We start from the raw sequence: 26,074 nt of genomic DNA on the forward strand, positions 1-26,074 counted from the left end.
ATTACAAATAAGATATGGCAACAAACACAATATGCGCGGAATTGGCGGACGGATTTGATCTTTCATGCCAACGTAATTTCGCGAAAGGATACCACCAAGAGGCGGTAATTATCAATTTCAACGACGTGGACCAATCATTGAGCGTTCCGGGCGTTTCTGGGGGCGCTGGGTGCGATTACACCGTACCACTTACCCTAAAGGCTGGAAAGTCTGGGGTACGAGTTAAATTGCCCGACAATGGCTCTAGTATTAAAGGATCATTTGCGAAAAGTTCGAGCGTGTACAACCAGCCGCAATACTTGCACACGGTGCAGATCCTTGCGATGGGAGTCGACGCAGCAACAAAATGTAAGCTCGACAAATTGGATCACGGATTATTCGTTATTGCGCTTCAGGCGAAAAACGGAACCGTGGAGATTTATGGGCTTCAAAACGGCCTAAGTACTGGGGATTATACCTACGATATTACGGAGGGCGCTGGGGGTGGACTCATTCCGATGCAGTCCAAGGAGACCGAGCAGGAAGCGTACTTACCTTTGGTCTATGCACCAGCGGAGGGCGGCGATGCGATTGCGGACTTTGATTCCTTATTCGCAAGCTAATGGAGCTTTCACAACTTATAGCGGCCGGTAAGGATAAGGTGCGGAGTACGCCCGAACTGATGGCCGCTTATATTTCGTTATTCGAGGAGCGATTTGGGCGTAAACCCGCCTGCAGTTCCTGCACCTTTAACACGGATTGGGCGCTTCTGACTGGGGCGGCACGATCCACAAATTTATCAATCACAATGGAAAATACAGATAACACATTTAAACTTCGTGACGTTCACGAGATTTACACTTACTTTGAAAAGGCCAAAAAAGGCGTTCGAGGTAAGGCCGTAAGAACTTACGGGTATCGCATGAGCGAGGATTTTGCGGAGGCATACCTTACGACTGGAACCGCGGAGGAGCTTAAAAAGCGCGCGGCAAAATTCAAAACTCTACCTAAAAAATTCAGAGACGAGGAGCAGGATTTGGAGATCCTTAAAAAGGACGAACTTCTTGCAATTGCTGAAGCCAAGGGGTACGACAAGGACGAATTTAAACGCCTGAACAAAACCGACCTTATCGCCTACCTATGGGATAAGATGGCCAACCCGGCAACTCCAGAAACGGAAACCGCTCCGGGAGACACCGACACCGATACGGACACGGGCGACACGGATGCAGACGATACGGAGGACACCAATACCGGTACCGCACCCGACACTACTGCAGCCGAGCCAACTGCAGCCGACGAGAAGTAATAACCCCTTTAATTTTTTCCTTTAATGGATATAGAAATTAAGAAAAAAACGAAATCCCTGCGCGCGGAGAATATAGAACTCCATGCGCGGGAGGTTTCCGTTTCCACCGATTCCACAAGCATTTATTTGCGCGGGTCTGACAACTTGTACCCCGTAACCATGGAGAACGTCGTAAACAGTTCCCCAACGGGTAAAAGATGCTCAAACCTAATGGCCAAGTACATTATAGGAAAAGGGATCGAGGACCACGGAAAAACTGTAATAAACCGCAAGGGGGAAACCTTGAACCAACTAGCAAAAAGAGCGAGCAAGGACATATCTAAGCAATACGGCGTTTACTTCCATATTGCCTATGGAGCGGCGGCGGTTGTGGACGGAAATGCGACGTTTAATATTACGGACGTTAAGGTTTTGGATTACGTGGTTATGGCCCTATCTAAGGAGGACGACGACGAGAACGCGGGCAAAGTTTACATGCTCAAGGAGGGGCAAATGACGGGCAGTCGGGTAAAGCCGCAAACATGGTACTACCCTTTCAATACCAATACGGAGGTAATCCGCGCGCAAATGATCAAAGATTGCGAGGCAAAAGGAATAAAGGATCCGGGCGTTGTGGACATGATCAAGCACCACCGCGGCCAAGTGTTCTACCTAAATTTAACTCCAGAGTACCATTATGCTCTCCCCGTCTGGGACGTGGTTTACGATGACATGGATAGCGAGTACAGGATAGCCCGGTACACCAATACGCAGACGCGTACGGGTTGGCTCGGGAAAACGATCGTTAAGAGGTTTGCGGACGATCAGGAGGAGGACGAGCGCGCAACGGATTCATTCAAAAAAGTAATCAAGGACAACATGGGGGCAGAGAACGCCTCTAATACGCTTGTTATTGATATTCCGCCGTACGTGGACGATGTTAACAAGGCATTCGTAATTGATCAGTTAAAAGCCCAATACGACGACAAGCTTTTTGACGCAACGATTAAGAACTTACGCCAGAATATTATGGGAGCATTTAACAACGTTCCGGAGGCGCTGGTATACGCGGGGCAAGGCGCGCTATTCGGCACGTCGGCCGACACCTATGCCGAAATGAAAAAATTCTACTGGGAGCAAAATGAATGGGAACGCCAGGAACTGGAGGCGGCCCTTTCCCTTTTCACGGGATTGGATATTAACTTTATTCCCATTGTGGATGAAACAACAACCGATATTGATGACGATGAGGGTATCCGGAAGAAATCCCAAGCGGCGCTAAAAGGATCGGTGGGTGGCGTGACTGCACTTCTCGAAATTCAGAAATCGGTGGCTGCAGGCGCGACGGATATCAACGCAGGCGTGGAAATAATCAAAGAGATTTTTGGTATTAACGAGGACGTGGCTAGGCGGATGCTTGGCACCCCAAAAAAAATAGAAGGCGATGATGTGCAATAATTTGGAAACCTACTTGGAAATATCGGATTTCGATTGCGTGGGTCTGGTGGCCCGCCATTGCGATTTAAACAAACTTTGTATTGCAACTGAGGAGGCGAAAAACTTTGACCTCATTCCCCTCTTTTGTTTTCCGTTCGTTAATGACGTTCTGAAGCAATGGAACGTTCCGGAGTTTACGCACCCGGTGGACGATCCAAACGTGGATATTCCCAACCCCGATTTTGACCCAAAATACAAGGATCTTGTTTGCGGAGGATCCTTTATTGATGGGAACGGCGCAACGCGCCAAAACATGGGCCTAAAACGCGTTTGGGTTTACTATGCTTACGCGCGCTACTTGCTAATTAACCAGATGAACGACACGCCCAACGGGGCCGTGGCAAAAACAAGCGAGTGGAGCGTACCAACTCCCTACAAGGACGTGGTGGCTTTCTCTAATAAGTACCGAGAAATGGGCCGCGAGGCTTTCAATACCGTAACGGACTACCTATGCACCAACCGCGATATTTGGCCGCTTTTTGACGGCCGTAATTGCCGAAAGGCATGCGGGTGTAACGGGGCCTGCAGTTGCGGAAAAACGAAAAAAATAACAGGATTTAGATTTACAACTATTAAAAAATAAATACATGGATTTCATCACAATAAACCCCAAAACAATGACTGTAGACGGCGCAAGCCTTCCACGGTCTTACCGCGTTAGTACAAATAAAGACAATACCGTAAATCTTACTGATACCACAACGGGCGATGTAGTTTTTGCCAATTTGGTTTTAGCTAATCTTACAAACGACGGCGTGGCTTTTGCCAATGCGCAGGAATTGCAACAGGTAGTATTTAATTTCTCATGTGAATGCGGTTCCAGCCCTAACCCAAACCCGGGGGCAGGATATGTGGTTTACTTGGGCCCAGTTGCGGCGGCTCCAGCAAGCGGGCAAGATGTGAAAGATGACACGCCAAGCACCACAAGCACAGCAAACGTTTTAATGTTTAATACGGGTACAGCCGATAAGAATTTTGTAATTGCGATCCCCGCGTTTAAAAACTTGGTAAGCGTGGTAAACAACGTAACCACGGAAAACATGACGGCCAATTTTGTTTTGAGCGGTGCCATTAACACGGTTCCAGACGGGGTCGGTAGTCCAATACCTTACAAGGTTTACGTGATGACCACCGGCGTACCTTTTTCAAATGGCTATTCTGTAAACGTAACACTTTCCTAACTATGAGCTTTGATTTGACCCAAAAGGTTCGCGTGATCAATCCCCACGCGAATATCGACGAACTTTACGGCACTTACAATTCCGTTGCGGAGGCACTTGCGGCAGTTCCTGCAGCATTGCGCCAAATTGGGCGAACCGTGGGGATCATTGAAGCCGGACAAGTAGTAGAATACTGGTTCAAATCGGATATCAATACCCTTGTCGTAAAAAATCAAGGTGGCGGTGATTCTATGACAATGAACACTCTTATTAGTTTATTTAATTCTGCTTCAGACGAATCTAAACAGAATTTTAGAACCGCAGCCGGGATTATTGAGACCGGGTTCATTGAAGCTGGAGGGTATAACTTAACACTTTTAGACTAATGGCAAATACAAGCGTAAGAAATAGCGTTTTTAAGGAAGCGGCAGGTATAATTAAACCAACTTTTCAATTTAGTGAATCGATAACATCTGCAAGCGGATATTTGCAGATGGTAATATCACCAACATCAATAAATATAAACACAATATCTGATTGGGGCACCCAATATCCAATAACAGGGTTTCAAAATGGTGCTGCGTATACTCATCACCTATTGGCTGATAATGGTCAGCAATGGGATGTGATTTGGAATAATTATGTTTATTTAAGATTCGTTGGCAATGTTGATGGGACAGCATTTGATCACAAAAGTAATATGGGCTTTATAGGATCATCTGTTACCGATAAATCTACCTATAATTACTCTGGCAGCAATGTTGTTTTAGATTTAGATTTCATAGATGGTAATATTTTTTATAAACTAATTTTTTCTTTTATAGAAAATATTAAATGGAAAATTGAATATTATGAAGGTTTAGTATTAAAAACTAAAGAAACATTTGTAAACCAGACAAATTATGATGATAGAAATTACAGAAGTTTATTATTATCCACTGAAAATTTATTTGTAACTAAAATAGAAGTAATTTTAACTCCAGTAGTAGGAACTCCAATAATTAACACGGTTTTACCTGGAATAATAGTAGCTAAAAATCCCCCTAAAAAAATCCCTTTAATTGGCGTAAAAGAGGTCGACATAACAGGGGTTCATGGCTCCTGCATATATGATGGTTATGTATACGGTAGTGCAAGGCATAATACGGAACATTCGATTATAAAAATTTCAATAAGTGATTCAACGGATATCACTTATGTAGATCTACTGGGTAACAACGGCAATCAAGATTCAAGTTTAGAACAAATTTTACCATGTAATGGTTTTTTGTATTGTTTGGGGTTTGGTACATTATATCAAATTAACCCAACTGATCTAACTTATAGAAGGTTTGAAGTCGGTATTTTAGGAACAATCGTTCAAAATCCTATATTAAGTGACTCTGAATTTTTATATGTAGTTGGAAGATTAAAAGTGGCTAAATTACGAGCTTTTGATTTGCAAACGTCTGCAATAGAAATTACATCGATTACACCTTTTGTTATTGGCGAACCCTTTGTATTACCTGATAGCGAAAATGGTGATAATTTCATACACTCTGGCGTTGTAGATGATAATTACATTTATGTAGCAAGTACAGGTGGAAGTAGTCTAGACTCCAATTTATTATACCCTTTTTATAAAATAGATAAGGGCACGATGACCTTGAGTTCCAAAACATTAATTCCTAAAACAACTGATGACATGACACAAAATGAAGAATTTTGTTTTCTAGGAAAAGAAGTTACTGGTGATACCTCACTCGGTTATGATGAAGGTGCGTATGCAGTTAGAAAATCTGATTTAAGTATAAAAGCGCTATCAAGTCTATCAAGTAATGATTATGCAAATACAACTACAAAAAGAACGCATAATTCCTACGCCTCTTTGTTTTTTGGGGATTTCCTTTTTGATTTTAAAGTTAACCATAGGTTTTATCAATTAAATTCTCTAATTGCAAATAATTGGAATAAAAATATTCCGGGTTTGGCCACAGTTGGTGAGTATTCGTACGACTCGTCAAGTGGTATTATTAATGAAGTTGTTTTTGATGCGCAAACACAAACATTTCATTGTTTTTTTTGGCGAGGCAACGGTGTATTAAAATCTATGTATGCCACTTTTAAAATTCCAGATTTACCTATATTTTTAATTCCTGATGTAGTAAACCTAGCCATCACGAAAGTCGACGAGAACAATTATGTTCTTAACGGATCCATAGCTGGCAATGGCGGAACTCCCGTTACTTCAGCGGCCTTTGAGATTTTAAATATGGATAATGAAGTGATTGATATTTATCCAACCACAACTGAAAACGGTGCGAAATCTCAACCTTATTATAGTCCCGCAAGTTTCAAATATAGATTTACAGCAACAAACATCAAAGGTACTTCAAAAACTGCAATACGGACTCAAACAGGAACCGATCAAACAGCTCCTGTAGTTCAAAACAATCCTTTGACAATAGTAGATCCTAATAATTTCATCCTCAACGCAGGGATTACCTCTGACGGTAACGATGTAATTACTGCTGCTTTTTTCGAAGTGTTTTCTACCGCAGGTGCTTTGCTGGTAACATATCCTGTAAGTAATACGACCGGGGATAAATCGCAGGCTTATCAAAGCACAATGGATTTTGACTATAGATTCGGGGCTACCAACTCAAAAGGAACCAGCTATACGCCTATACAAACGGTTATCATTGGAAATCCCGACGATATATACGGAATTAATGGAGTAGTTTATTATGGTAACACCCCTGCTGAAGGAGTGAATTTGATACTGATTGATCTTGAAACAAACGGCATAGTATGGACCACATTGTCTGGAAATAATGGTGTTTATGAATTTTCAAATTTACAGCAAGGAAAACAATACGCAGTTGCAGGATATAGAGGTGCTCAAAGAATTATAACTAAAATAAAAACTCCTTTTAAATTATGATAGTAAAAAGCGTAACTGTAGCCCATTTAATTTACACCTTTCGACGAGCCGGGAGAGCGATTGGAGGCAGAGACTTACGCATTTGGTGGATATAGAATAAAAAATTAATCATGAACGGGATTTTAAACATATTAATTGAGAACTGGGTGGCAATTACCACCACCGCGGGAGTTATTATCGCGTGGCTTGTGGATTCCAAAAACCGAAAGTCCGACAGCTTAACGCGGCAAGGCGGCGCAATGGAATCTATGCAAGCTGCCTATGACCGCTTTGTCGAGGATGCGCAGAACCAGTACAACTCTATGGGCGAAAAACTTGCGTTCCTAGAGGGGCGCGAGCGTGAAGCAATTGCCCAGCGCGCAAAGCTATCGGAGCGGATCCGCACCATGGAGCGGGAAATGATCCGCGACAAGTCGGAAATACGGAACCTGCAGACGAAAATTCAGGAGTACGAACTCAAGATCAAGGCGTACGAGGACGAGGTGGCCAATTACCGCGGGCAAGTTACAAGGCTGACCGCGGAGCTGGCAAAATATAAAAAAAATTAGGGGTATGGAAACATTACATTTAATACTGCATTTCGCGACAATTACGGCGTGGCTTGCGTTCGTTCCATTCCTATGGATCAATAGGCGGATTATGCCCATTAATATCTTTTACTTGATGCTTTTGAGTTCGTTCCTTACGGCGTACTGCCTGATCGCGGAATTTGCCAGACATGATTATAATATGAGCTGGAATACGTGGCAATGGTACCCCACTAACATAATAGCCACGTACACCTACTATTGGATTGTTCGCGGTTACTCGCGGCGATACGCCCGTATAAAATGCTGGGTTCCGAAACTTCTAAAATCAAAAAAATGAGAAAGAAATTAGTTATAGCCGCGCTTTTGATTCTACTGGGTTGCGATTCGCGAACGGCTCAAGCCGATACGGCCAAGGACAAAGGGAGCGAAAAAACCGAGGAAAAAACCGAGATTAAAACGGAATCCGAAACGGTTAGAAGTACCGAATCAAACGTAAGGATTGACAGCGAAAGTTTAAACTTCCTGATCGAACCAATGGGAAGTGAACTTGCCCAGTTCCGGTTCCTTTTTGGTGGTAAACTCATAGAGGGTCAAACGAGCGGTAAGATTACCTTTTCAAATGAAAAGAGGGCGGAGATCTCAAAGCAGAAAGTAAGCGCAAAAACGGCCGTAAAAACCGCCACAAAAACGACGTTCAAGACTCACACGACGTTTAAAACGGTAACGAAGTACAAGACGGTGGAATCGAAGCGCTCGGCGCTTCCTTGGTACGTTCTTTCTTTTGCGGCTGGGTTGGCCTTTATACCGCTTTTGCGGTTGTTAATTTCTAAAATCGCGATTAAATTTCCAAAAACACATTAAAATTTCCAAATGATACTTTCCCCTTTGAAAATATTCCCGTCTGCAGGACACAGCAACCAAGACCCCGGCGCGGTCGCAAACGGGTATAAGGAAGCCGAATTAACGCGTGAAGCTCGCGACATGATTGCCAGCCATTCAAAGGCGGAGGACCTGATCATGGATAGAGACGACGAAACCAACCGCCAGTATCAGAACCGGATTAAGCCGGGCAACGGATCGGTAATTTTCGATATCCATTTTAACGCGGCAACGGCCAGCGCAACGGGTACGGAATGTTTCGTGAACGCGGCGGACTTTAAAGATAAAAACTCGAGAAGCTACAAAATGGCGGCGGAGATTTGCGCGGCAACGGCGGCGATCCTTGGGATTAAGAACCGCGGGGTCAAGAGCGAGGCGCAGAGCCAGCATAAACGCCTAGGGGTGCTGAATTTGGGCGCGGGTGTGGCGGTCCTATGGGAGATTTGTTTTATTACGAACCGCGGCGATATGGAGCGCTATGCGCGGTGCAAGGGCGATTTGTTGTTTACCGTAGCCAAGATTCTGAATAAGTACGACGATATGGTTTAATTAATAAAAAATGAGATGTTTTTATCTAGCCCCTTTGGTAGGGGCTTTTTTGTTTGTTGGCGGGGGTTTGGTGGTGGTTTTTGAGACCGAAATCAAATAGGAAGAACCCTAAAAAAAATCGGCACTGGTGCGAGTATTGCGAAATGATATATAAATCATGTTTCAATTCCATGTGCCGATCATAACAAAGATAAACATTAATTCTAAATCACAAAATATTTGAGAATGGCGAGATTTAAAGTTAAGAATTAAAAATAAAATATGAAGCAATAATCCCACGCCCTCGTCCTGACGCTTAAGAAAGTCGCGGACCAAAAGGGGCTGACAAATTACCGACTGGCCAAACTTAGCGGCCTAACTGAAGTAACGCTAAGCCGGTATTTCGATCTTAAGGTCGTGCCGAGCCTATCAAACTACCTAATGATCTGCCAAGCCTTAGACCTCAATTTGTTTTTTGAAACTAAGGAAAGCACAACCGATTTAAACCGCGCGTTTGAGGAGGCGATGACGGACCTAGGCCGCCGCCCGGACAACCTCCCCAAGAACTAAACCCAAATGAACCCCAAGTTATACCGCTTGGGGTATTTTTTTACCTATGAGCCGCCAAGCTTCACGCCTTTCAGATATTCATTTTCGCGATCCACGCGCCCCGTAGCGTACGTTCTAGTCATTTTATCGCTCTTATGCCCTGCAATCGCTTGCGCAGGTCTAAACAGAGGTATAACCTCCGCGGACCTAAGCCCGTCCAGCTGATCAATAAGCAAATGCTTCAGGGTGTAAAAATCCGCCGTTACCTTAACCACATTGCCGCGGTGGTCTTTTATCTTGTCAGAATCTTTAACGTGTTTTTTCCACCGCCGTGTAATTTGTGCGGAGCTTATTTGTTGCGCCCCCGGTTCCAATCCATTTGAAAAAATAAAATCGTCTGGATCGTTTGCCATGGCAATGAGTTCCGCCCAATACGGAACCGCCTCCAGTAGTATGACCTTAGTGGCCCAGACGTACGCCCTCCCCTTTTGGATTTGTACGACGTACTCCTGGCGTGCCAAATTCACGTGTTTAAGTTGCACCCGGAACAATTCGGCCGACCTCCCACCAGAGTACCCGAAAATCATGCGATATCGGTAAAACTCGGGGTAATGATCGCGCAGGTACGGATCAATGTACTGGAGTTGCTCGGGGGTTATAATTTCTCGGAGCGCCGGGGCAATTTTCTTTTTAGAGATAAAAGGGATTGGATTCGATTCCACGGCTCCAAATTCGATAAGTTGCTTAAATACGTCGCTCAAATATTGCCGGAACTTGTTAAAAGTATACGGGGGCAATTGCAGAACCTCCAGAGCGGCGCGGATGTGCTGGAGCTTCAGATCGCTAATATTGAGGTGCGAATATCGGAGTTGGTCCAATGCTTCATTAACCCGCGCAACGCAACGGCGTATTTGCTTCAGGTGGCTGGCCGACCCCGTTATTTTCTGCCTTGCCAGTTCCAGAGCTTGGCTCGCACTAAGATCAGGCGTAAGTTCCCCAGCCGTGGAATGCATAAACGATTTGGATATCGGGTTGTAATGCTGGAAGTCGAGAAGATGCTCAACGTCCTTCTTGTATTGTAGCATGGCCTCTTTGCGTTGGTCGAGGTTAGGGAAATAATTTACTCGCTTCCTGAACTGGAAGCCGTCGGGATATTTTTCGGAAAATTGCGGGTCAAAAAACCTACATTGGACAAACCAATCTTTTTCAAGTGATTTGTGCGATTTTAGGGATTTGTAATTTGCTGGAGAAAAAAATACTTCAGTACGCTGGCAGGCGTTCCGCAATTTGGTACGCGGTAATTTTTGCTTTTTCATGAACTCGGAGTTAAGGTTACTTTTAAAGTTACTTTACGCCGTTTTGTTCGTGAACTCGAATCTTAAAGAAAATTCGCAAACCCGTTGTGGGAGTGGGTTTGCGAATTGTGAGCGCGCTAGGATTCGAACCTAGGACCGTCTGCTTAGAAGGCAGATGCTCTATCCAGCTGAGCTACGCACCCTTAAAATTCACTAAAGAAGGAAATGATTTCCCTGATTTAGTGGTGCAAATTTAAGTATTTTTTCTAACTACACAAACGCTTTATAGATAATTTTAAAAATTCAGCGAGCTTAAAAGTTTAATCCTTTGAAAATGTACAATGTACAATTCAAAATACGGCTAACCCTTTTCAAAAAAGCGGAAACAGTTCCAAGAAAAAGCCAGAATGGTCTCTTCTTTCCTTAATTCCTAGTCTCTTTTGTAATCGTCTTCCAAACGTACAATATCGTCTTCCCCAAAATAGGTTCCCGTTTGCACTTCAATAAACACAACGAGCTCTTTTGTATTGTTTATGATTCGGTGTTTACTCCCCATCGGAATAAAGATGCTTTCCCCGTAGTTCAACGTATGTTCTTTATCGTCTAGAATTACAGTGGCAGTGCCCTGTACAATGGTCCAATATTCCTGACGTTTGTGATGGTACTGGTAGGACAATCTATGTCCAGGCAAAACCTCAATTCTTTTCAATTTAAAGTTAGCCTCATCCTCTAATACATAATACTTCCCCCAGGGTCTTTCTCCGATTTCTAACATTTTTTTTAATTTAATCTACTTGGCCACTCCTTTCCTATTTATAAGCCCATCCGCCAAATAATATTCAAATCTAATTCATAATCTGAAAACTTCCTAAATCTTCACGCACTATTTTTCAGTTTTGGGCAATTTTGTCTCCATTTCCTCTCGGAAGGCTTCCTTGCTTCGGGCCGTGCATTTCTTTGGACTCGTAAATTCTCTGAAGGAAAGAACTCGCCCCGCTAATTTTTCCTATTTTTGAGCCATGAAGCACCTTGTGATCCTCGCCGCCCTCCTACCAGAACCTAATTCTACGGCTGCAGGAAAACGTATGCTTCAACTCATAGGACTTTTTCAAGAGGAGGATTACAAAATCTCCTTTCTTTACACGGCCGCAAAAAGCGAGTACAGCGCAAATTTAGAGGCCTTGGGAATTCAGGAAATTCAAGTCAAAATCAACGACTCCGCATTTGACGAGCGGTTGCAAGAATTAAATCCGAGCGTGGTTCTGTTTGATCGCTTTATGGTTGAAGAGCAGTTTGGTTGGCGAGTCCATAAGTTTGCGCCTAACGCATTAACCCTTTTGGACACCGAGGATTTGCACTTTCTACGAAAAGCAAGAGAAAAGGCCTTTCTCAAAGGAGAGACCCTGAGAGACTGCGATTTGCAAAGCGAAGTGTTCTTTCGAGAAATGGCCTCGATTTTACGATGCGATCTTACGCTCGTTATTTCTGAAGTCGAATATGAGATCCTGACAAGCCAATTTAAAGTTGAGCCTAGCCTACTCTTTTACTTGCCCTTGTTTGCACAGAAAGAGGCAAACTCTCCTGGATTTCATGAAAGGCAAGATTTCATTTCCATCGGGAATTTTTTACACCCACCCAACTACCACACGGTTCTCGAGTTAAGGAAAGCATGGCCCGAAATCAAAAAACAAATCCCTGAGGCTAACCTCCTAATCTATGGTGCTTATCCTACAGACAAACTAAAGCCCTTACACGACGAATCGCAGGGTTTTCTACTTAAGGGAAGAGCGGAGAACCTAAAAGAGGTTCTTTTTAAGGCGCGCGTTTTAGTAGCGCCCATTCCTTATGGGGCAGGACTTAAGGGGAAACTACTCGATGCCATGAGCCATGGACTTCCCAGTGTCACTTCTCCAATCGGAGCCGAGGGAATACAAAAAGACGGGGAATGGAATGGGTTTATTACAGACGCACCAAAGGACTTCGTTACTCAATCGATTTTACTCTATACAAATAGCTCAGTGTGGACCACTGCGCAGCAAACAAGCGACAGAATTCTTAGTTCAAAATTCAAAAGGGACCTTTTCCAATCTTCCTTTGCCACAAAGGTTCAACATATCCTTTTGAACTTAAATTCCCATCGTGAAAAGAACTATCTATCTCGCCTACTTCAGCACCACACGATGCAAAGCACCAAATACCTAAGTCGCTGGATTGAAGAGAAAAACAAACACATGGAAAAGAATTAATAGACATGAAAAAAGACAAATGAAGCGTCTTTTGTTCTGATTTCTAATTCTAATCTTTATTTTTTCTCTAAACGAAGCGTCATCCACTCTTCTCGCTGTTCTTTCTCAAGCAGGGTAAGTCCAGCCTGTTCACAGACTTCCATAATATCCGAAACATCAAAGAAGCAAAGACCGGAAAGAAGGAGAACACCTCCTTTATTTAGGACCTTCACATATGCTGGAATGTCAGAGATTAATATATTGCGGTTGATGTTGGCTAAAATAACATCAAAGGATTCACTTCCTAAATTATCGGCTGTGCCTTGAGAAATTTCTAACTCCACGCCGTTACGTGCTGCATTTTCTTTTGAATTTTCCACAGACCACTCATCAATATCGATGGCCACGACTCTTTTCGCACCCTGCTGCTTGGCAAAAATAGCAAGAACAGAAGTTCCACATCCCATGTCTAAAACGCTTTTGCCCTTAAAATCGAGGGTATGCATTTGCTGTATCATTAAATGGGTTGTGGGGTGATGACCCGTTCCAAAAGACATTTTGGGTTGGATTACGATTTCATGCATCCCAGGTTTCGATGAGTGAAACTCTGCGCGGATTAAAACTTTGTCTGCAATTTCAATGGGTTCAAAATTCTTTTCCCATTCTTCGTTCCAATTGATATTGGGCATTTCACGGTACGTATACGAAATGGAAACCTCAGGACTTGAGAGTAAAAAATGAGCATTGAGCTCTTCTTCCTCCCATAAATTCTTAGGAACATAGGCTAAAATCCCCTCGTCGTTCTCGGTAAAACTATCAAAGTTCAGTTCGATCAAATGAGCCATTAGGATTTCATCCCAAGGCTTTAAAGGGGCTATTTTGAAGTCAAATTCTAAGTACGTTTCCATAGGGCAAAGATAATAAAAATAAGGCCTGATTTCTCAGACCTTATAGATTTTAAAAAGGGGGCTTTCTTAAAACTTTAAGCGAAGGCTTCAATTATTTTTGAAAAATCTTCGATTTTAAGGGCTGCACCTCCAATGAGTCCTCCGTCAATGTCCGGTTGAGAAAAAATCTCTTTTGCATTGTCCGGTTTCACGGATCCACCGTAGAGAATAGAGATCGATTGAGCGACCTGCTCCCCATATTTACTCGCAAGGATTTGACGAATGTGAGCATGGATTTCTTGCGCCTGTTCAGGGCTAGCGGTTTCTCCGGTTCCAATGGCCCAAACCGGTTCATAGGCAATCACCACTTTTTGAACCTCCTCGGCAGAGAGTCCAAATAGAGCGACCTCGGTTTGATTCTTCACCACTTCAAGATGCTGACCTGCTTTTCTCTGCTCAAGGGTTTCTCCATTGCAGTAGATAGGCAAAAGGCCTGCCTCTAAAAGCTTTTTCACTTTTACGGCGCAGTGAGAATCGGTTTCCCCGTGGTATTGACGACGCTCAGAATGCCCTACCAAAGAGCCTTCCACTCCCACAGATTTTAGCATTTGAACTGAGACTTCCCCTGTATAGGCGCCCTGCTCATGTTCACTTACATCCTGAGTTAGAACCTTCACTTTTCCATGGTCTAGGACATCCTTAGCCATCATCGCGTAAAGCGATGGCGGAGCGATATGGACTTCACAAGGAAGCGTATGGTTCGAAGTATAACTTAGCAATTGCGTAAGAAGCTGCTGCGCTCCTACGTAATCTTTATTCATTTTCCAGTTTCCTGCGACAATCTTTTTTCTCATAAATCCCTTTGTTTTATTTTGTAATTCCTTCTAATTTAAACATAAACGCGTACACTAAGGCGAGGTCTTTCAAGTAATCAAAACGACCGGAAGCGCCACCATGACCGTAGGCCATATCGGTTTTTAGAAACAGAACGTTGTTATCTGTTTTTAGTGCGCGTAGTCTTGCGGTCCATTTTGCAGGTTCAAAGTATTGCACCTGAGAATCGTGGAGTCCAGTGGTCACAAGCAAATTCGGATATTTTTTCTTCTCTACATTTTCATACGGAGAGTACGATTTCATATACTCGTATGCCGCTTTGTCGTTTGGATTCCCCCATTCGTCGTATTCGTTCGTGGTTAAAGGAATCGATTCATCAAGCATGGTGTTCACTACGTCTACAAAAGGAACCTGAGCAATAACTCCATTAAAGAGTTCGGGCTCCATGTTCACCACAGCTCCCACTAAGAGTCCACCTGCAGAGCCTCCCTGAGCATACATGTGCCTAGGAGAAGTATACTTCTCTTTCACAAGATGCTTACCCGAGTCGATGAAATCCGTGAAGGTGTTGATTTTCTTCATCATTTTTCCATCCTCATACCACTGTCTTCCCATTTCTTGTCCTCCGCGAATGTGCGTAAGTACGTACACGAATCCTCTATCTAAAAGAGAAAGTCTTGTCGTGGAGAAAGAGGCGTTCATAGAGCTTCCGTACGATCCATAGGCATACAGAAGAAGTGGATTTTGCCCGTCCTTCTTCATTCCTTTTTTATACACTATCGACATAGGAATCATCACTCCGTCGCGAGACGGCGCAAAGATTCTTTCGGTCACATAATTCGATTTGTCATAGCCTCCTAGAATTTCTTGCTGTTTTAGAAGCACTCGTTTCCCCGTGGCTAAGTTTTGTTCAAATTGAGACGAAGGGGTCACCATGGAGGTAAAGCCAAAACGGAACTGATCGGTATTGTATTCTGGATTGGAGGAAGAGCTTAAGGTATATGCAGGTTCATCAAACTTAAGGGCTTCTTTCTTACCCGTTTTTCGGTTGTGAATAATGAGCTGCGTAAGTCCATTTTGACGTTCTTGTACGATCAGATAGTTCTTAAACTCATCAATCCCTTCAATTAAGACATCGTCTCTATGTCCAATGTAATCTTTCCAATTGGCAACGCCCGTTGCATTCAGAGGCGTTTCCATTATTTTGAAATTTAACGCATCCTTATTGGTCGTAATTAAGAAACGATCTTCAAGGGCAGTCACGTCGTACAATACATCCTCTAATCGGGGTTGAAAGACTTTAAAAGCCTCAAGAGGCTTGTCGGCATCTAAATACCAAACTTCAGACGAAGTCGTGGCAGAGGAGCTAATTAGAATGTACTTTTCGTTTTTACTCTTATACTGCCCAATATAGTTTGTATTGTCCTTCTCTAAATACACCACCTCGTCCTTGCTAGAAGGAGTCCCAAGCGTGTGACGCATGATTTTTTCGGACAACAGAGTCTCTGGGTTCTTCGCAGTGTAAAAGATCGTTTGGTTGTCGTTTGCCCAAGTTGCACGACCAGTGGTATTCTTAATTCCTAAACTTTTAATTTCGCCTGTTTTTAAATCCTTAATGAAGAGTTCGTATTGTCTTCTAGACACGTCGTCTACTCCAAAGATCATTTTTGAATTGTCCGGTGAGATGGAAAATCCGGAGGCGGCATAATAGGCTTTGCCTTCCGCCATTTTGTCGACGTCAAGAAGGAGTTCTTCTTTGGCGTCCAAAGTACCTTTCTTTCTTGCGTACTTAAAGTACTGCTTTCCTTGTTCGGTTCGCGTATAGTAATAATACCCATTTCTAAAAACAGGCACAGACTCGTCCTGCTCCTTAATCTTCGCGCGCATTTCGGTATAAAGCGCTTCACGAAGGGGCTCTGTATCCTTCATCATCGTCTCCCAATAGGTGTTTTCTGCAGTCAGATAGTCCACTACTTTTTGAGAGTCTTTCCCTTTCTTAAAATAGTCAATCATCCAATAGTAAGGATCCTCAACGGTATCCCCATGGATGGTTCTTGCATGAGACTGAGTCTCTGCGATCGGAGGCGAAATAGCCGGCCATTGTTGAGCATTTGTCATAGCACAAAGAATTATTCCGGAGAAAATTAATGGTTTTTTCATAGTTTAAGCTTTAAATTAAGCGTTCCAAAGCGCTTTTAATAATAAGTAGAAACGATGCTCATCAGGACTTACCTGCTCATCGGCTTTAATTAAATTCTTTGCAAATTGCAAAAATCCTTTTCTCTCCTTCTCCACCGAGTCTTCTAGAAAACACCGAGCATGAAACTCAAAATGGTCTTTCCAGTCCTCGGGTTTAAGGCGGGCAATGGCATCGATCTCATTGTCAAGGTTGATTCGAAATGGAAATTCTTCCGCAAGATATTCCTGAATTTTAAGTCCCTCCTCTGGAGAGAACTCATTATCGACCGAGGATAAAATCATTAAAAGATGGTATCCGGCGATGGATTTATTTGATTTTTGCATCGTGTTATTTATTTTTAGATTTGGGCTTAGTTCGCATATTCATCAATTGGTTTTTTCACCACGATTTTTCCTTTGTGTAGTACAAGGACAAACGGGTTACTACGGGCTATGGTTTTCATGGCTGTGGGGTCCATGGTTGTATTTTCAAGATCGGAAAAGGTTTGAAGGGAAGTGGAAACGCCATACACAAGTGGATGACCCCGAACTAAGTCTTGCGCCTTTTTTAGGGTTTGCTCTGATAAATCCTGTGGAGCATAAGAAAACAAAAGCACCACGTGTTCTGCCTCTAAAATGGAAGGGGTAATATCCTCTCCATTTTTGTTTTCAATTCTAAATTTAAGTACCTCAGATTCATAGCCTTTCTTCACAAGCTCTTGCCTGGTCGCGTCTTTTTGGATTTCCCATACGGAGCCCTCACTCCAATAGGCCGCATCGGCAATGTAAGCGTCCTGAGAAACTTCTTTCTCTTCTCCGGTTTTCGTATTCTTTAGAGCATACACCGTTTGATACTGCGCAGGGCTTTCTTTTAGCTTGTGTTTCTCGGCTTTAAGATCCGTACCCACTTTATAATCTCTAAAATCAATTAAAGGTTCGCTTTTAATTCCAATGCATACAATAAAGACGGTGCACAGAAGGCCAGCGCCCATCGCAATCCATTTCCATTTCTCGCTGCCTTCTGTAGGATGCTGCTTAGAATACCCTTTCCAAAGGATCAGAAGTCCTGCAAGCAGAATTATATCCTTCCAGAAACTTTGCCAAGGCTCTAATTTGAGCGCATCTCCAAAGCAGCCACAATCGGTCACCACATTGAAATAAGCGGAATAGAAGGTGAGAAAGGCAAAAAAGACGCAGAGTGCAATTAATATGAGAAGCGTCTGTCTTAAGCGAAGCCCTATCAGAAGAGCTAGACCTAGAAGTAGTTCCAGTGCGACCACAAGGATGGAAAGCACTAGGGCGTACGAATCGAAAAACGGCAAATTAAACACAGCCGGAGAAAAATATTCTTCAAGTTTAAAGGAGAATCCTACAGGATCCACTGCTTTGACAAAACCCGAAACCAGGAAGATAAGGGCAATCAGAATTCGAAGAAAAGATTTTAGAAACATAGACTATTCGTTTTAAGAAGTAGGAGAAAGTTTAATGAGACAAAACACAGCATAATTAAGCATATCATAATAATTGGCATCTAGCCCTTCCGACACATGGGTTTTGCCGCCATTGTCTTCGATTTGTTTCGTGCGTAGAACTTTTTGGTAGATAAGATCCGTCATCGACGAAATTCTCATATCCCTCCAAGCTTCTCCATAATCGTGGTTTTTATTTTCCATTAGCAATTTGGCGCTTGCTGCAAATTGATCATACAGTTCACTCACTTCGCTGGGCTCTGCGGCCAGTTCATCGGAAATTCCTTTTTGAAGTTGGATCAGTCCAATTATACTATAATTTACAATGGCAATGAATCCGTCTACCTCGCTTTCGTCTACCTTTTTTTCATCGGTTAGTTGGAGGGTACGGATGCGGTTTATCTTAATGTAAATCTGGTCTGTAATTGAACTCGGTCTAAGCACACGCCAGGCGGTGCCATAATCCTTCATTTTTGAGTGAAATACATCCCGACACTGCTTAAGGGCAATGTCAAATTCATTTGAGGTCTTGATCATAGATAAGCTTAAGGTTCAAAGATACTGAATTTTGAGAAACCTATAGAAGGGTGTGGGCCCCTTTTGTCTGTCTATTTTTGCTATTTTTGCGTTATGACAAAAATCCAATCCTGCCTTTCTCAAAATAGCTTCTCTCTCAATTGCCACGGACGTCTCATATCCCTTGAAACGCCTAAGCTCATGGGAATTTTGAATGTGACCCCAGATTCTTTTTCCGATTCCGGTAAATTCCAGACCCAAAAGGCTGCCCTAGCGCACGCGGAACTTTTAGTCTCCCAAGGGGCGGATATTTTGGATTTAGGTCCCCAGTCCACGAGACCGGGCGCAACTTTTTTGTCTGCAGAGCAGGAAATAGAAAGACTAGGTACTCTGATTCCTATTCTAAAAAAAGAATTTCCTGATGTGCTCATTTCCGTAGATTCTTTTTGGTCGGATACACTTCGCTACGGTTTTGACCAAGGAATGGATATCATGAATGACATCTCAGCGGGCCAGTACGATCCCACATTATTTGAAACCGTAGCGGATTTACAAGTGCCCTATATTTTAATGCATGTGAATCCCACTTACGAGTCTATGCATGAAAAGCATCCCGATCCGCAAATCACCACGACCGTAAACCAGTTCTTACTAAACAAGGCTAGACTTTTAACACAGATGGGGGTAAAGGATATTATTCTAGATCCCGGTTTTGGCTTTGGAAAAACCCAAAACGATCAAGAAAGGTTGATTGGAGAGGTGGGTATTCTAGGGTTTGGAAACTACCCGCTTCTCATTGGAATATCTCGAAAATCTTTTATTTACAAACCGTTAAACAAAACGCCACTCGATTCAGAAGTAGATGAAAAAACGCAAGAGCTGCATTTAAGCGTTTTGAAGCAAGGAGCAAAAATTCTGCGTGTGCACGATGTAGCGAGTGCCAAAAAGACACTTTCTGCATTTCTTTCTCAACAAAACTCGCAGAAGCCTTAATTTCTCTCCGATAGTTTTTTTGCATACTCCTGCGCAAACTGCTTCTGGTCTAGGTCCAGTTGCTCTTTGGTGGTAGGCAATTGGTAAGAGAACAGAACCTGCTTGTTTTCATTTAAAAACACAAGTTCCTTTGCCTCGCCATCTATCATTTGAGCAAAAACACTCCACATGGAGGTGTCTCTGGATTTTAAAAGTTCAAAAAAATCATTCGCTTGAATCTGTACCGTTTTCATGCGGCAAAGATAAACAAACCCTCTTAATTTTTGCCTAGATTCCCCAAAGCGAGAACAGGGCATTTAATTTCCCGCCAGCTTTGATGCGCATTTAAAGACATTTACTTATTTTTACAAAATGATCTCGCAAAAAACAATTGATGCTATTTTTTCAGCCATTCGGGTTGAAGAAATCATAGGGGAATACGTCGTGCTTAAGCGCGCCGGATCCAACCTTAAGGGTCTTAGTCCATTCAAGGACGAGAAGACCGCATCCTTTGTGGTGTCTCCTTCCAAACAAATTTGGAAAGACTTTTCCACGGGCAAGGGAGGAAGTGCCATTTCCTTTTTAATGGAAATTGAAAACTTCACCTACCCGGAAGCGCTTCGCTTTGCAGCCAAGAAATACGGAATTCAGATCGAAGAAACTTTGGTCCAAAAAACACCGGAAGAATTAGCAGCGCAAGACGAGAAAGAACTTCTCTATAAAATTCATGAAATTGCGGCGGACTTTTTCAAAGACCAGCTTTTTGAAACCGAGGAAGGGCAAAGCATTGGACTGGCCTACTTCAAAGAAAGGCAGATCAAAAAAGAGCTGATTGAAAAATTTCAATTGGGATACTCTCCTGAAAAAAGAGATGAGTTTACGCAGTATGCTTTAGACAAAGGCTATTCCAAGGAGCTATTGGAAAGCTCCGGACTTTCCGTCTTTCCTTCCAATGCGCCTACAGGAGTCGATCGATTTCGGGACCGCGTGATTTTCCCAATTCATAGTTTCTCAGGACGAGTGCTAGGGTTTGGAGCCCGAATTCTAAAGAACAACATAAAAACGGCCAAATACCTCAACTCACCAGAAACGGGGATTTACCATAAGAGCGATGTGCTCTACGGGCTAAACCAAAGCAAGCAGGCCATTTCTAAGCAGAATCTCTGCCTTCTCGTGGAGGGTTATATGGATGTCATTGCCCTGCATCAAGCGGGCATCGAACATGTAGTTTCCAGTTCAGGAACCGCCCTCACGACGGCTCAAATTAAGCTCATCAAGCGACTCACTCAAAATGTCACCATCTTATTTGACGGGGATGCGGCAGGGATTCGTGCGAGCTTCAGAAGCATTGATCTTCTCCTAGCCCAAGGCATGAACATCCGAATCCTTCTCTTCCCCGATGGGCACGATCCAGATTCGTTTGCCAAAGCGCATGAAAGAGAGTACGTCGAGAGCTTTATTCAAAACGAGGCACAGGATTTCATTAACTTTAAAGCAGAAGTCCTCTTAAAGGACATTGGTACCGATCCCATTAAAAAAGCGGAGTCCATCACGGACATTGTTCGCTCGATCGGCTACGTAGAGAACCCTCTTCAGCAAGAAATCTATCTAAAAGAAGTGGCAGATCGCTTTTCGCTCTCTCCTCAAAACCTCTTCAATGAACTTAGCCTTCAAAAGCAAGTCGTAAAAAATGAGAAACCGAGACCAAGAGAAGCGCGCCCGGTACCCACTCTTGAAATCTCACAGCCTGATTTCCAATCGATCGATCCCATGCTTCTTTTGGAAGAAAAGCTTTTTGAGCTTTTATTCAAATACGGAGAAAAAGTACTCACCCGAAAGGATGAAGAGCAGAACGAATTCCAAATTACAGTGCTGGAAGAAATTGTGGCTCATTTTCAACAAGACGGCTATGAGATGCGCTCTAGTTTAAACACGAAAATCTTTAATGCCATTCTCGAGGGTCTTGAAAATGCACAAATTCGAACCGGAGGCTTTTTCCTTACCCTGATGGATCAAGAATTGAATCAAAAGGCAGCCGATGCTCTTTTAACCCCGTACGAAAACAGCGATTGGGGAAAGCACAACATTTACTTTGACCAAGAATACGAACTCGTACCCCAAATTGTGGAACAGGTTCTAATTCGTCACAAGAGAACCTACGTGCTGCATCTAATTGAGGAGCTTAAAAAAGAACTTCAAGCGGGCGAAGATTCGGAAAAGATTTACACGAAAATCATTCGACTCAACCAGCTTAAAATCCAAATGGACCAGGAGCTTCACCGAATCATATGACATAATGGCTAATTTTCAGTTAGGAACACATTTTGAACAGTAAAGTATAAGAACCATAGAAAGAACTTACATATGAATATTAAAGACGACTTTAGAGATTTTTCTGTCAAACACTTAGGAAACAGTGGACTTGCTACAGACCAATACATGAATCATTACGGCCCTACAAACCTTACTCCTTACATTATGGAGGAAAGACGCTTAAATGTGGCTCAGATGGATGTATTCTCAAGACTTATGATGGACCGCATCATCTTTTTAGGAACAGGAATCGACGACCAAGTGGCGAACATTGTCACGGCTCAGTTGTTATTCTTAGAAAGTTCGGATCCGAACAAAGACATTCAAATTTACATCAATTCTCCTGGAGGAAGCGTGTATGCAGGTCTAGGGATTTACGACACCATGCAAATCATTAAACCGGACGTGGCTACCATCTGTACCGGAATTGCAGCCAGTATGGGCGCGGTTCTTCTCGTAGCAGGACAAGAAGGCAAACGTTCCGCTCTTAAGCACTCACGTGTGATGATTCACCAGCCTTCGGGGGGTGCTCAAGGGGTGGCTTCCGATATGGAAATCAACCTTCGTGAAATGCTTAAATTGAAAAAAGAACTCTATGAGATTATTTCTTCGCACTCAGGACAAACCTACGAATGGGTTGAGAAATCTTCAGATCGTGATTACTGGATGACCTCTAGCGAGGCGAAAGAATACGGAATGGTAGACGAAGTGCTAGAGCGCAAGGCAGAACCTAAAAAATAAGTTGAAAGCTCGCGTCTTTTCAACAAACAATCGGGCTATCCATTTGGATAGCCCGATTCACTTTTTATGGTTTCAAGAAAAAAACCTGTCAAACCAGGATTTAATCGCTCTTCAACTAAATAAGTCTTTTACTTTGTCAAAAAAGGACTTTTCCTTTCCGGAAGGTTCTGCCACCATTTCTCCACTTTCGAGTTGTTGCTCAAAAAAGTCTTTTTGTCCTGGTGTTAAGTTCTGAGGCGTCCACACATTAATGTGTACGAACATATCGCCTTTTCCATAACTGTCAATGCTCGGTAGTCCTTTTCCAGCAAGTCTTAAAATCTTCCCGCTTTGGGTGCCTGGATCTACTTTAATTTTGACAAGCCCTCCCACGGTAGAAACTTCTTTAGAAGTTCCTAATGCCGCTTCTGCAAAGGATATATACAATTCTTGGTGAAGGTTATCCCCTTCCCTTTTGATGGTTTTGTCTACTTCTTCTTCCACCACGACCAAAAGATCCCCTGGAGTTCCTCCGAAAGGAGCATCGTTTCCTTTGCCTCTTACATTGAGTTGAATTCCTTCTCTTGCTCCAGCTGGAATGTTGATCGTGACTTCTTCATCCTCACGAATGAGTCCGTGTTCGTTTGCACCTGCTGGAATTTTATCGGCTACTTTCCCAAGTCCTCCACAAGTTCCACAAGTGGTCTGCGTTTGCATTTGACCAAACATCGTATTCATCACTTTTACTTGCGCTCCTGACCCATGACAGGTAGGACAGGTTTTTGCAGTCGCTCCCGGAGCGGCCTTCATTTTTTTGACCTTGATGGTTTTTTGAGTTCCCTCTACCATCTCCTGCAAATTAAGCTTCAAACGTACACGAAGATTGGAGCCTCTTGATTGTTGCGCACGCCCTGAGCCGCCGCCACCAAATCCAGAGAATCCTCCCCCGAAAATATCGCCGAATTGAGAGAAGATATCCTCCATACTCATACCTCCGCCGAATCCACCGCCACCGAATCCACCTCCGGCGCCGCTCATTCCGGCATGGCCGTATTGATCGTAGCGTGCTTTCTTCTGCGGATCGCTAAGTACTTCGTACGCTTCTGCTGCTTCTTTAAAGTTTTCTTCGGCCTGTTTGTCTCCTGGGTTCTTGTCCGGGTGGAACTGAATGGCCATTTTACGGTAGGCTTTTTTAATCTCCTCGGGACTCGCACTTTTCGAGATGCCCAGAACTTCGTAATAATCTCGTTTTGACATAATATTTTAAATGGGAAAAGGCCACTTAGGGCACTTAAAGGATTTTAGGTAAAAAAGTTAGTTTCCAGTGACTACTTTCGCAAAACGAATCACTTTGTCATACAGAGTGTAGCCCGTTTCCACGACATCCACAATCTTCCCTTTCAAATCCTCGGAAGGAGCAGGAATTTGGGTAATCGCTTCGTGGAAATCCACATTGAACGTATCGCCTGGATTTACTTCAATGGTTTTTAAACCCTTTTCCGTAAGTTTCGATTTTAATTTTTGGTAAATAAGTTCGACTCCTTTTAGATCCTCTTTTTGTTCCGTTTTCGAGATTTCCTTTAAGGCTCTTTCAAAATCGTCTAACACGCCCAGCATGGAGCTCATAAGATCTTGGTTTGCAAACTGGAAAAACTCCATTTTTTCTTTGGCCGTTCTTTTCTTATAGTTTTCGAATTCGGCAAACAGGCGGACATAACGGTCCTTCTCCTGCAACAAAAGAGCTTCGGTCGATTCTTTTTCCTCTACGGGATTCTGCGACTCTGGGTTTGGAGTTTCAGACTCACTTGTAGCCCCCTGCGCATCGCTTAAAATTTCTTCTTGCTTATCGTTGTTTTCTGACATAATATAAAATTAACTACGAGTGTCCACTCAAATTCACTGCCAAAACCAAGAAATGGAAATTTTGTCCGATTTATTATGCCCCTCCCGACAGATTAGGTAAGAATTTCGGTGTACAAAAGATAGAGATTTAACACCACAATGATCACCGTAATGATCCAAACGAGGATTTTCATAAGAGAGGAGTTCACAAAGCTTCCCATTTTTTTCTTTGAACTTGTAAAAAGTACAAGCGGAACCACGGCAAAGCTTAGTTGCATAGAGAGGATCACCTGGCTGAAGATAAGCAGCTCTGTAGTCCCTTTTTCTCCGTATAGGATGGTTACTATAAAAGCCGGAATTACCGCAATAAGGCGCGTAATTAAGCGACGAAGCCAAGGTTTTAGTTTTAGATCTAAAAAGCCTTCCATTACAATTTGTCCGGCCAAAGTTCCTGTGAGCGTTGAATTTTGTCCAGAGGCTAGCAGTGCAATGGCAAAAGCAATGCTGGCAAGAGAGGTTCCCAATAGAGGCTCTAGCATTCGGTGGGCATCGTGAATGTCAGCAATGTCATGATTTCCGGTGGTATGAAACGTCGCTGCGGCTACAATAAGGATGGCTGCGTTAATTAAGAAAGCAAGCCCAAGGGATAACGTACTGTCAATGGTGGCAAACTTAATCGCTTCCTTTTTTCCAGGTACAGTGCGTTCGTAGGCTCTTGTTTGCACAATGCTACTATGCAAATAGAGATTGTGGGGCATGACCGTTGCGCCTAATATCCCGATCGCAATGTAGAGCATAGACTGATTTGTAACCACTTCTTTCTGAGGGACGAGTCCACTTAAAATCGGATAGATCTCAGGCTGAGAAACAATGATCTGATAGGCAAAACAGATTAAAATAATAAAAATAAGTCCTCCTACGAGACTCTCTAGCCTTCTAAATCCGCGCGATTGCAAAAGCAAAATCACAAAGACATCCACAATCGTAATGGCAACTCCCCACGTAAGTGGGATTCCAAAGAGTAAATTCAGAGCGATGGCCGTTCCAATCACTTCGGCCAGATCCATGGCCGCAATCGCAATCTCACAAAAAAGCCAAAGCACAAAATTCACCCCAGGGGAATAATGATCCCGACAGGCCTGCGCTAAATCCCGCTCTGCCGCAATCCCTAGTTTTAAGGAAAGATGCTGCAAAACAATGGCAAATAGATTTGAAATTAAAATAACCGAAAGCAGCGTATACCCAAACTGGGCGCCTCCTGCAATGTCCGTCGCCCAATTCCCCGGATCCATATATCCGACGGCAATCATGAGTCCTGGACCCATGAAGGCAAGTAGCTTGCGCCAAAACCCGGCATCCTTTGGAATGGACACAGAAGCAAACGATTCGGACAAGGAATTTTGGTTTCGAGAACGTCTCCAACCGGAGGAATTGCTAGGCATTTTTAATTTGTTAGAATAATCTAACAAAAATAACAATTGTTATCTAAT

27 protein-coding genes and 1 tRNA gene are annotated in these 26,074 nt (G+C 43.2%); 15 read left to right on the forward strand and 13 right to left on the reverse strand.

The genetic code is table 11. The annotated features are described in order from the left end of the window. Positions 1-14 precede the first annotated feature (14 nt). The 11 genes from AC3IRX_RS03170 (at position 15) to AC3IRX_RS03220 (ending at position 9,354) form a co-directional block, all read left to right on the forward strand. Entirely contained in the window at positions 15-602 is a 588-nt protein-coding gene (locus AC3IRX_RS03170; protein ID WP_489211029.1) for a hypothetical protein, read from the forward strand. Continuing rightward, positions 602-1,288 (forward strand): hypothetical protein, encoded by a 687-nt coding sequence (locus AC3IRX_RS03175; RefSeq protein WP_489211030.1) that lies wholly within the window; start codon positions 602-604, stop codon positions 1,286-1,288. Before AC3IRX_RS03170 ends, AC3IRX_RS03175 begins: the two co-directional genes overlap by 1 nt. 24 nt (positions 1,289-1,312) lie before the next feature. Next, positions 1,313-2,725, forward strand: a complete 1,413-nt coding sequence (locus tag AC3IRX_RS03180; RefSeq protein ID WP_489211031.1) for a hypothetical protein — start codon at positions 1,313-1,315, stop codon at positions 2,723-2,725. After that, the gene (locus AC3IRX_RS03185; protein ID WP_489211032.1) at positions 2,712-3,347 is read left to right on the forward strand and encodes a DUF6712 family protein; all 636 of its coding nucleotides are present in this window, start codon (positions 2,712-2,714) and stop codon (positions 3,345-3,347) included. Before AC3IRX_RS03180 ends, AC3IRX_RS03185 begins: the two co-directional genes overlap by 14 nt. 4 nt (positions 3,348-3,351) lie before the next feature. After that, positions 3,352-3,945 carry a hypothetical protein gene (locus AC3IRX_RS03190; RefSeq protein WP_489211033.1) on the forward strand — a complete coding sequence of 198 codons (594 nt, stop codon included), beginning with the start codon at positions 3,352-3,354 and terminating at the stop codon, positions 3,943-3,945. Positions 3,946-3,947: 2 nt separating this feature from the next. Then, positions 3,948-4,310, forward strand: a complete 363-nt coding sequence (locus AC3IRX_RS03195) for a hypothetical protein (RefSeq protein ID WP_489211034.1) — start codon at positions 3,948-3,950, stop codon at positions 4,308-4,310. Then, positions 4,310-6,847 (forward strand): hypothetical protein, encoded by a 2,538-nt coding sequence (locus AC3IRX_RS03200; protein ID WP_489211035.1) that lies wholly within the window; start codon positions 4,310-4,312, stop codon positions 6,845-6,847. The genes AC3IRX_RS03195 and AC3IRX_RS03200 overlap by 1 nt, the downstream gene beginning before the upstream one ends. A 110-nt stretch (positions 6,848-6,957) precedes the next feature. Further along, positions 6,958-7,395: a hypothetical protein gene (locus tag AC3IRX_RS03205; RefSeq protein WP_489211036.1), complete on the forward strand. Its 438-nt coding sequence runs from the start codon at positions 6,958-6,960 to the stop codon at positions 7,393-7,395. A gap of 315 nt (positions 7,396-7,710) precedes the next feature. Further along, on the forward strand, positions 7,711-8,238 hold the full coding sequence (locus AC3IRX_RS03210) for a hypothetical protein (protein WP_489211037.1): 528 nt from the start codon (positions 7,711-7,713) through the stop codon (positions 8,236-8,238). Between the two features lie 9 nt (positions 8,239-8,247). Beyond that, positions 8,248-8,805, forward strand: a complete 558-nt coding sequence (locus tag AC3IRX_RS03215) for an N-acetylmuramoyl-L-alanine amidase (protein WP_489211038.1) — start codon at positions 8,248-8,250, stop codon at positions 8,803-8,805. A 288-nt stretch (positions 8,806-9,093) separates the two neighbouring features. After that, positions 9,094-9,354 carry a helix-turn-helix domain-containing protein gene (locus tag AC3IRX_RS03220; RefSeq protein WP_489211464.1) on the forward strand — a complete coding sequence of 87 codons (261 nt, stop codon included), beginning with the start codon at positions 9,094-9,096 and terminating at the stop codon, positions 9,352-9,354. Between the two features lie 44 nt (positions 9,355-9,398). Here AC3IRX_RS03220 and AC3IRX_RS03225 read toward each other — a convergent pair whose 3' ends face one another. The 3 genes from AC3IRX_RS03225 to AC3IRX_RS03235 form a co-directional block, all read right to left on the reverse strand. Next, positions 9,399-10,649: a tyrosine-type recombinase/integrase gene (locus AC3IRX_RS03225; RefSeq protein WP_489211039.1), complete on the reverse strand. Its 1,251-nt coding sequence runs from the start codon at positions 10,647-10,649 to the stop codon at positions 9,399-9,401. Positions 10,650-10,757: 108 nt separating this feature from the next. Beyond that, positions 10,758-10,831 (reverse strand) — tRNA-Arg (locus AC3IRX_RS03230). A gap of 227 nt (positions 10,832-11,058) precedes the next feature. Continuing rightward, positions 11,059-11,403: a phosphomannose isomerase type II C-terminal cupin domain gene (locus AC3IRX_RS03235; protein WP_489211040.1), complete on the reverse strand. Its 345-nt coding sequence runs from the start codon at positions 11,401-11,403 to the stop codon at positions 11,059-11,061. Between the two features lie 244 nt (positions 11,404-11,647). On the opposite strand from AC3IRX_RS03235, the gene AC3IRX_RS03240 reads away from it, so the two are divergent. Then, positions 11,648-12,874 (forward strand): glycosyltransferase, encoded by a 1,227-nt coding sequence (locus tag AC3IRX_RS03240; protein WP_489211041.1) that lies wholly within the window; start codon positions 11,648-11,650, stop codon positions 12,872-12,874. Positions 12,875-12,930: 56 nt separating this feature from the next. On the opposite strand, the gene prmA is transcribed toward AC3IRX_RS03240, so the two are convergent. The 6 genes from prmA to AC3IRX_RS03270 all read right to left on the reverse strand — a co-directional run bounded on the left by prmA (position 12,931) and on the right by AC3IRX_RS03270 (position 18,758). Then, positions 12,931-13,761, reverse strand: coding sequence for a 50S ribosomal protein L11 methyltransferase (gene prmA / locus AC3IRX_RS03245; RefSeq protein ID WP_489211042.1), 831 nt, complete (start codon positions 13,759-13,761; stop codon positions 12,931-12,933). A 74-nt stretch (positions 13,762-13,835) separates the two neighbouring features. Continuing rightward, positions 13,836-14,594, reverse strand: coding sequence for a triose-phosphate isomerase (gene tpiA / locus AC3IRX_RS03250; protein WP_489211043.1), 759 nt, complete (start codon positions 14,592-14,594; stop codon positions 13,836-13,838). Between the two features lie 13 nt (positions 14,595-14,607). Then, on the reverse strand, positions 14,608-16,734 hold the full coding sequence (locus AC3IRX_RS03255) for a S9 family peptidase (RefSeq protein WP_489211044.1): 2,127 nt from the start codon (positions 16,732-16,734) through the stop codon (positions 14,608-14,610). Between the two features lie 15 nt (positions 16,735-16,749). Beyond that, positions 16,750-17,097: a tellurite resistance TerB family protein gene (locus AC3IRX_RS03260; RefSeq protein WP_489211045.1), complete on the reverse strand. Its 348-nt coding sequence runs from the start codon at positions 17,095-17,097 to the stop codon at positions 16,750-16,752. A 26-nt stretch (positions 17,098-17,123) separates the two neighbouring features. Next, positions 17,124-18,203 carry a BT_3928 family protein gene (locus AC3IRX_RS03265; RefSeq protein WP_489211046.1) on the reverse strand — a complete coding sequence of 360 codons (1,080 nt, stop codon included), beginning with the start codon at positions 18,201-18,203 and terminating at the stop codon, positions 17,124-17,126. Between the two features lie 12 nt (positions 18,204-18,215). Beyond that, positions 18,216-18,758, reverse strand: a complete 543-nt coding sequence (locus AC3IRX_RS03270; protein ID WP_489211047.1) for a DUF1599 domain-containing protein — start codon at positions 18,756-18,758, stop codon at positions 18,216-18,218. Positions 18,759-18,851: 93 nt separating this feature from the next. Between AC3IRX_RS03270 and folP the strand changes: the two genes are divergently transcribed. After that, positions 18,852-19,730, forward strand: coding sequence for a dihydropteroate synthase (folP, locus tag AC3IRX_RS03275; RefSeq protein ID WP_489211048.1), 879 nt, complete (start codon positions 18,852-18,854; stop codon positions 19,728-19,730). Here the strand turns inward: folP and AC3IRX_RS03280 are convergent. Then, entirely contained in the window at positions 19,727-19,963 is a 237-nt protein-coding gene (locus tag AC3IRX_RS03280) for a hypothetical protein (protein WP_489211049.1), read from the reverse strand. The two genes, folP and AC3IRX_RS03280, sit on opposite strands and share 4 nt — an antisense overlap. Before the next feature lie 118 nt (positions 19,964-20,081). Between AC3IRX_RS03280 and dnaG the strand changes: the two genes are divergently transcribed. Beyond that, positions 20,082-22,001, forward strand: coding sequence for a DNA primase (dnaG, locus tag AC3IRX_RS03285; RefSeq protein ID WP_489211050.1), 1,920 nt, complete (start codon positions 20,082-20,084; stop codon positions 21,999-22,001). A 72-nt stretch (positions 22,002-22,073) separates the two neighbouring features. Next, on the forward strand, positions 22,074-22,763 hold the full coding sequence (clpP, locus tag AC3IRX_RS03290) for an ATP-dependent Clp endopeptidase proteolytic subunit ClpP (RefSeq protein ID WP_459083715.1): 690 nt from the start codon (positions 22,074-22,076) through the stop codon (positions 22,761-22,763). A 111-nt stretch (positions 22,764-22,874) separates the two neighbouring features. On the opposite strand, the gene dnaJ is transcribed toward clpP, so the two are convergent. The 3 genes from dnaJ to AC3IRX_RS03305 all read right to left on the reverse strand — a co-directional run bounded on the left by dnaJ (position 22,875) and on the right by AC3IRX_RS03305 (position 26,026). Further along, the gene (gene dnaJ / locus AC3IRX_RS03295) at positions 22,875-23,999 is read right to left on the reverse strand and encodes a molecular chaperone DnaJ (RefSeq protein WP_459083714.1); all 1,125 of its coding nucleotides are present in this window, start codon (positions 23,997-23,999) and stop codon (positions 22,875-22,877) included. A 57-nt stretch (positions 24,000-24,056) separates the two neighbouring features. Continuing rightward, positions 24,057-24,605, reverse strand: coding sequence for a nucleotide exchange factor GrpE (locus AC3IRX_RS03300; RefSeq protein ID WP_489211051.1), 549 nt, complete (start codon positions 24,603-24,605; stop codon positions 24,057-24,059). A gap of 92 nt (positions 24,606-24,697) precedes the next feature. Then, positions 24,698-26,026: an Nramp family divalent metal transporter gene (locus AC3IRX_RS03305; RefSeq protein ID WP_489211052.1), complete on the reverse strand. Its 1,329-nt coding sequence runs from the start codon at positions 26,024-26,026 to the stop codon at positions 24,698-24,700. Positions 26,027-26,074 lie beyond the last annotated feature (48 nt).

Source organism: Epilithonimonas sp. KH_059, from assembly GCF_057838485.1.

Bases quoted from the DNA above. Each gene is read 5' to 3' on its own strand.
- AC3IRX_RS03170 (WP_489211029.1), top strand. From the start codon at position 15: ATGGCAACAAACACAATATGCGCGGAATTGGCGGACGGATTTGATCTT.
- AC3IRX_RS03175 (WP_489211030.1), top strand. From the start codon at position 602: ATGGAGCTTTCACAACTTATAGCGGCCGGTAAGGATAAGGTGCGGAGT.
- AC3IRX_RS03180 (WP_489211031.1), top strand. From the start codon at position 1,313: ATGGATATAGAAATTAAGAAAAAAACGAAATCCCTGCGCGCGGAGAAT.
- AC3IRX_RS03185 (WP_489211032.1), top strand. From the start codon at position 2,712: ATGATGTGCAATAATTTGGAAACCTACTTGGAAATATCGGATTTCGAT.
- AC3IRX_RS03190 (WP_489211033.1), top strand. From the start codon at position 3,352: ATGGATTTCATCACAATAAACCCCAAAACAATGACTGTAGACGGCGCA.
- AC3IRX_RS03195 (WP_489211034.1), top strand. From the start codon at position 3,948: ATGAGCTTTGATTTGACCCAAAAGGTTCGCGTGATCAATCCCCACGCG.
- AC3IRX_RS03200 (WP_489211035.1), top strand. From the start codon at position 4,310: ATGGCAAATACAAGCGTAAGAAATAGCGTTTTTAAGGAAGCGGCAGGT.
- AC3IRX_RS03205 (WP_489211036.1), top strand. From the start codon at position 6,958: ATGAACGGGATTTTAAACATATTAATTGAGAACTGGGTGGCAATTACC.
- AC3IRX_RS03210 (WP_489211037.1), top strand. From the start codon at position 7,711: ATGAGAAAGAAATTAGTTATAGCCGCGCTTTTGATTCTACTGGGTTGC.
- AC3IRX_RS03215 (WP_489211038.1), top strand. From the start codon at position 8,248: ATGATACTTTCCCCTTTGAAAATATTCCCGTCTGCAGGACACAGCAAC.
- AC3IRX_RS03225 (WP_489211039.1), bottom strand. From the start codon at position 10,649: ATGAAAAAGCAAAAATTACCGCGTACCAAATTGCGGAACGCCTGCCAG.
- AC3IRX_RS03235 (WP_489211040.1), bottom strand. From the start codon at position 11,403: ATGTTAGAAATCGGAGAAAGACCCTGGGGGAAGTATTATGTATTAGAG.
- AC3IRX_RS03240 (WP_489211041.1), top strand. From the start codon at position 11,648: ATGAAGCACCTTGTGATCCTCGCCGCCCTCCTACCAGAACCTAATTCT.
- prmA (WP_489211042.1), bottom strand. From the start codon at position 13,761: ATGGAAACGTACTTAGAATTTGACTTCAAAATAGCCCCTTTAAAGCCT.
- tpiA (WP_489211043.1), bottom strand. From the start codon at position 14,594: ATGAGAAAAAAGATTGTCGCAGGAAACTGGAAAATGAATAAAGATTAC.
- AC3IRX_RS03255 (WP_489211044.1), bottom strand. From the start codon at position 16,734: ATGAAAAAACCATTAATTTTCTCCGGAATAATTCTTTGTGCTATGACA.
- AC3IRX_RS03260 (WP_489211045.1), bottom strand. From the start codon at position 17,097: ATGCAAAAATCAAATAAATCCATCGCCGGATACCATCTTTTAATGATT.
- AC3IRX_RS03265 (WP_489211046.1), bottom strand. From the start codon at position 18,203: ATGTTTCTAAAATCTTTTCTTCGAATTCTGATTGCCCTTATCTTCCTG.
- AC3IRX_RS03270 (WP_489211047.1), bottom strand. From the start codon at position 18,758: ATGATCAAGACCTCAAATGAATTTGACATTGCCCTTAAGCAGTGTCGG.
- folP (WP_489211048.1), top strand. From the start codon at position 18,852: ATGACAAAAATCCAATCCTGCCTTTCTCAAAATAGCTTCTCTCTCAAT.
- AC3IRX_RS03280 (WP_489211049.1), bottom strand. From the start codon at position 19,963: ATGAAAACGGTACAGATTCAAGCGAATGATTTTTTTGAACTTTTAAAA.
- dnaG (WP_489211050.1), top strand. From the start codon at position 20,082: ATGATCTCGCAAAAAACAATTGATGCTATTTTTTCAGCCATTCGGGTT.
- clpP (WP_459083715.1), top strand. From the start codon at position 22,074: ATGAATATTAAAGACGACTTTAGAGATTTTTCTGTCAAACACTTAGGA.
- dnaJ (WP_459083714.1), bottom strand. From the start codon at position 23,999: ATGTCAAAACGAGATTATTACGAAGTTCTGGGCATCTCGAAAAGTGCG.
- AC3IRX_RS03300 (WP_489211051.1), bottom strand. From the start codon at position 24,605: ATGTCAGAAAACAACGATAAGCAAGAAGAAATTTTAAGCGATGCGCAG.
- AC3IRX_RS03305 (WP_489211052.1), bottom strand. From the start codon at position 26,026: ATGCCTAGCAATTCCTCCGGTTGGAGACGTTCTCGAAACCAAAATTCC.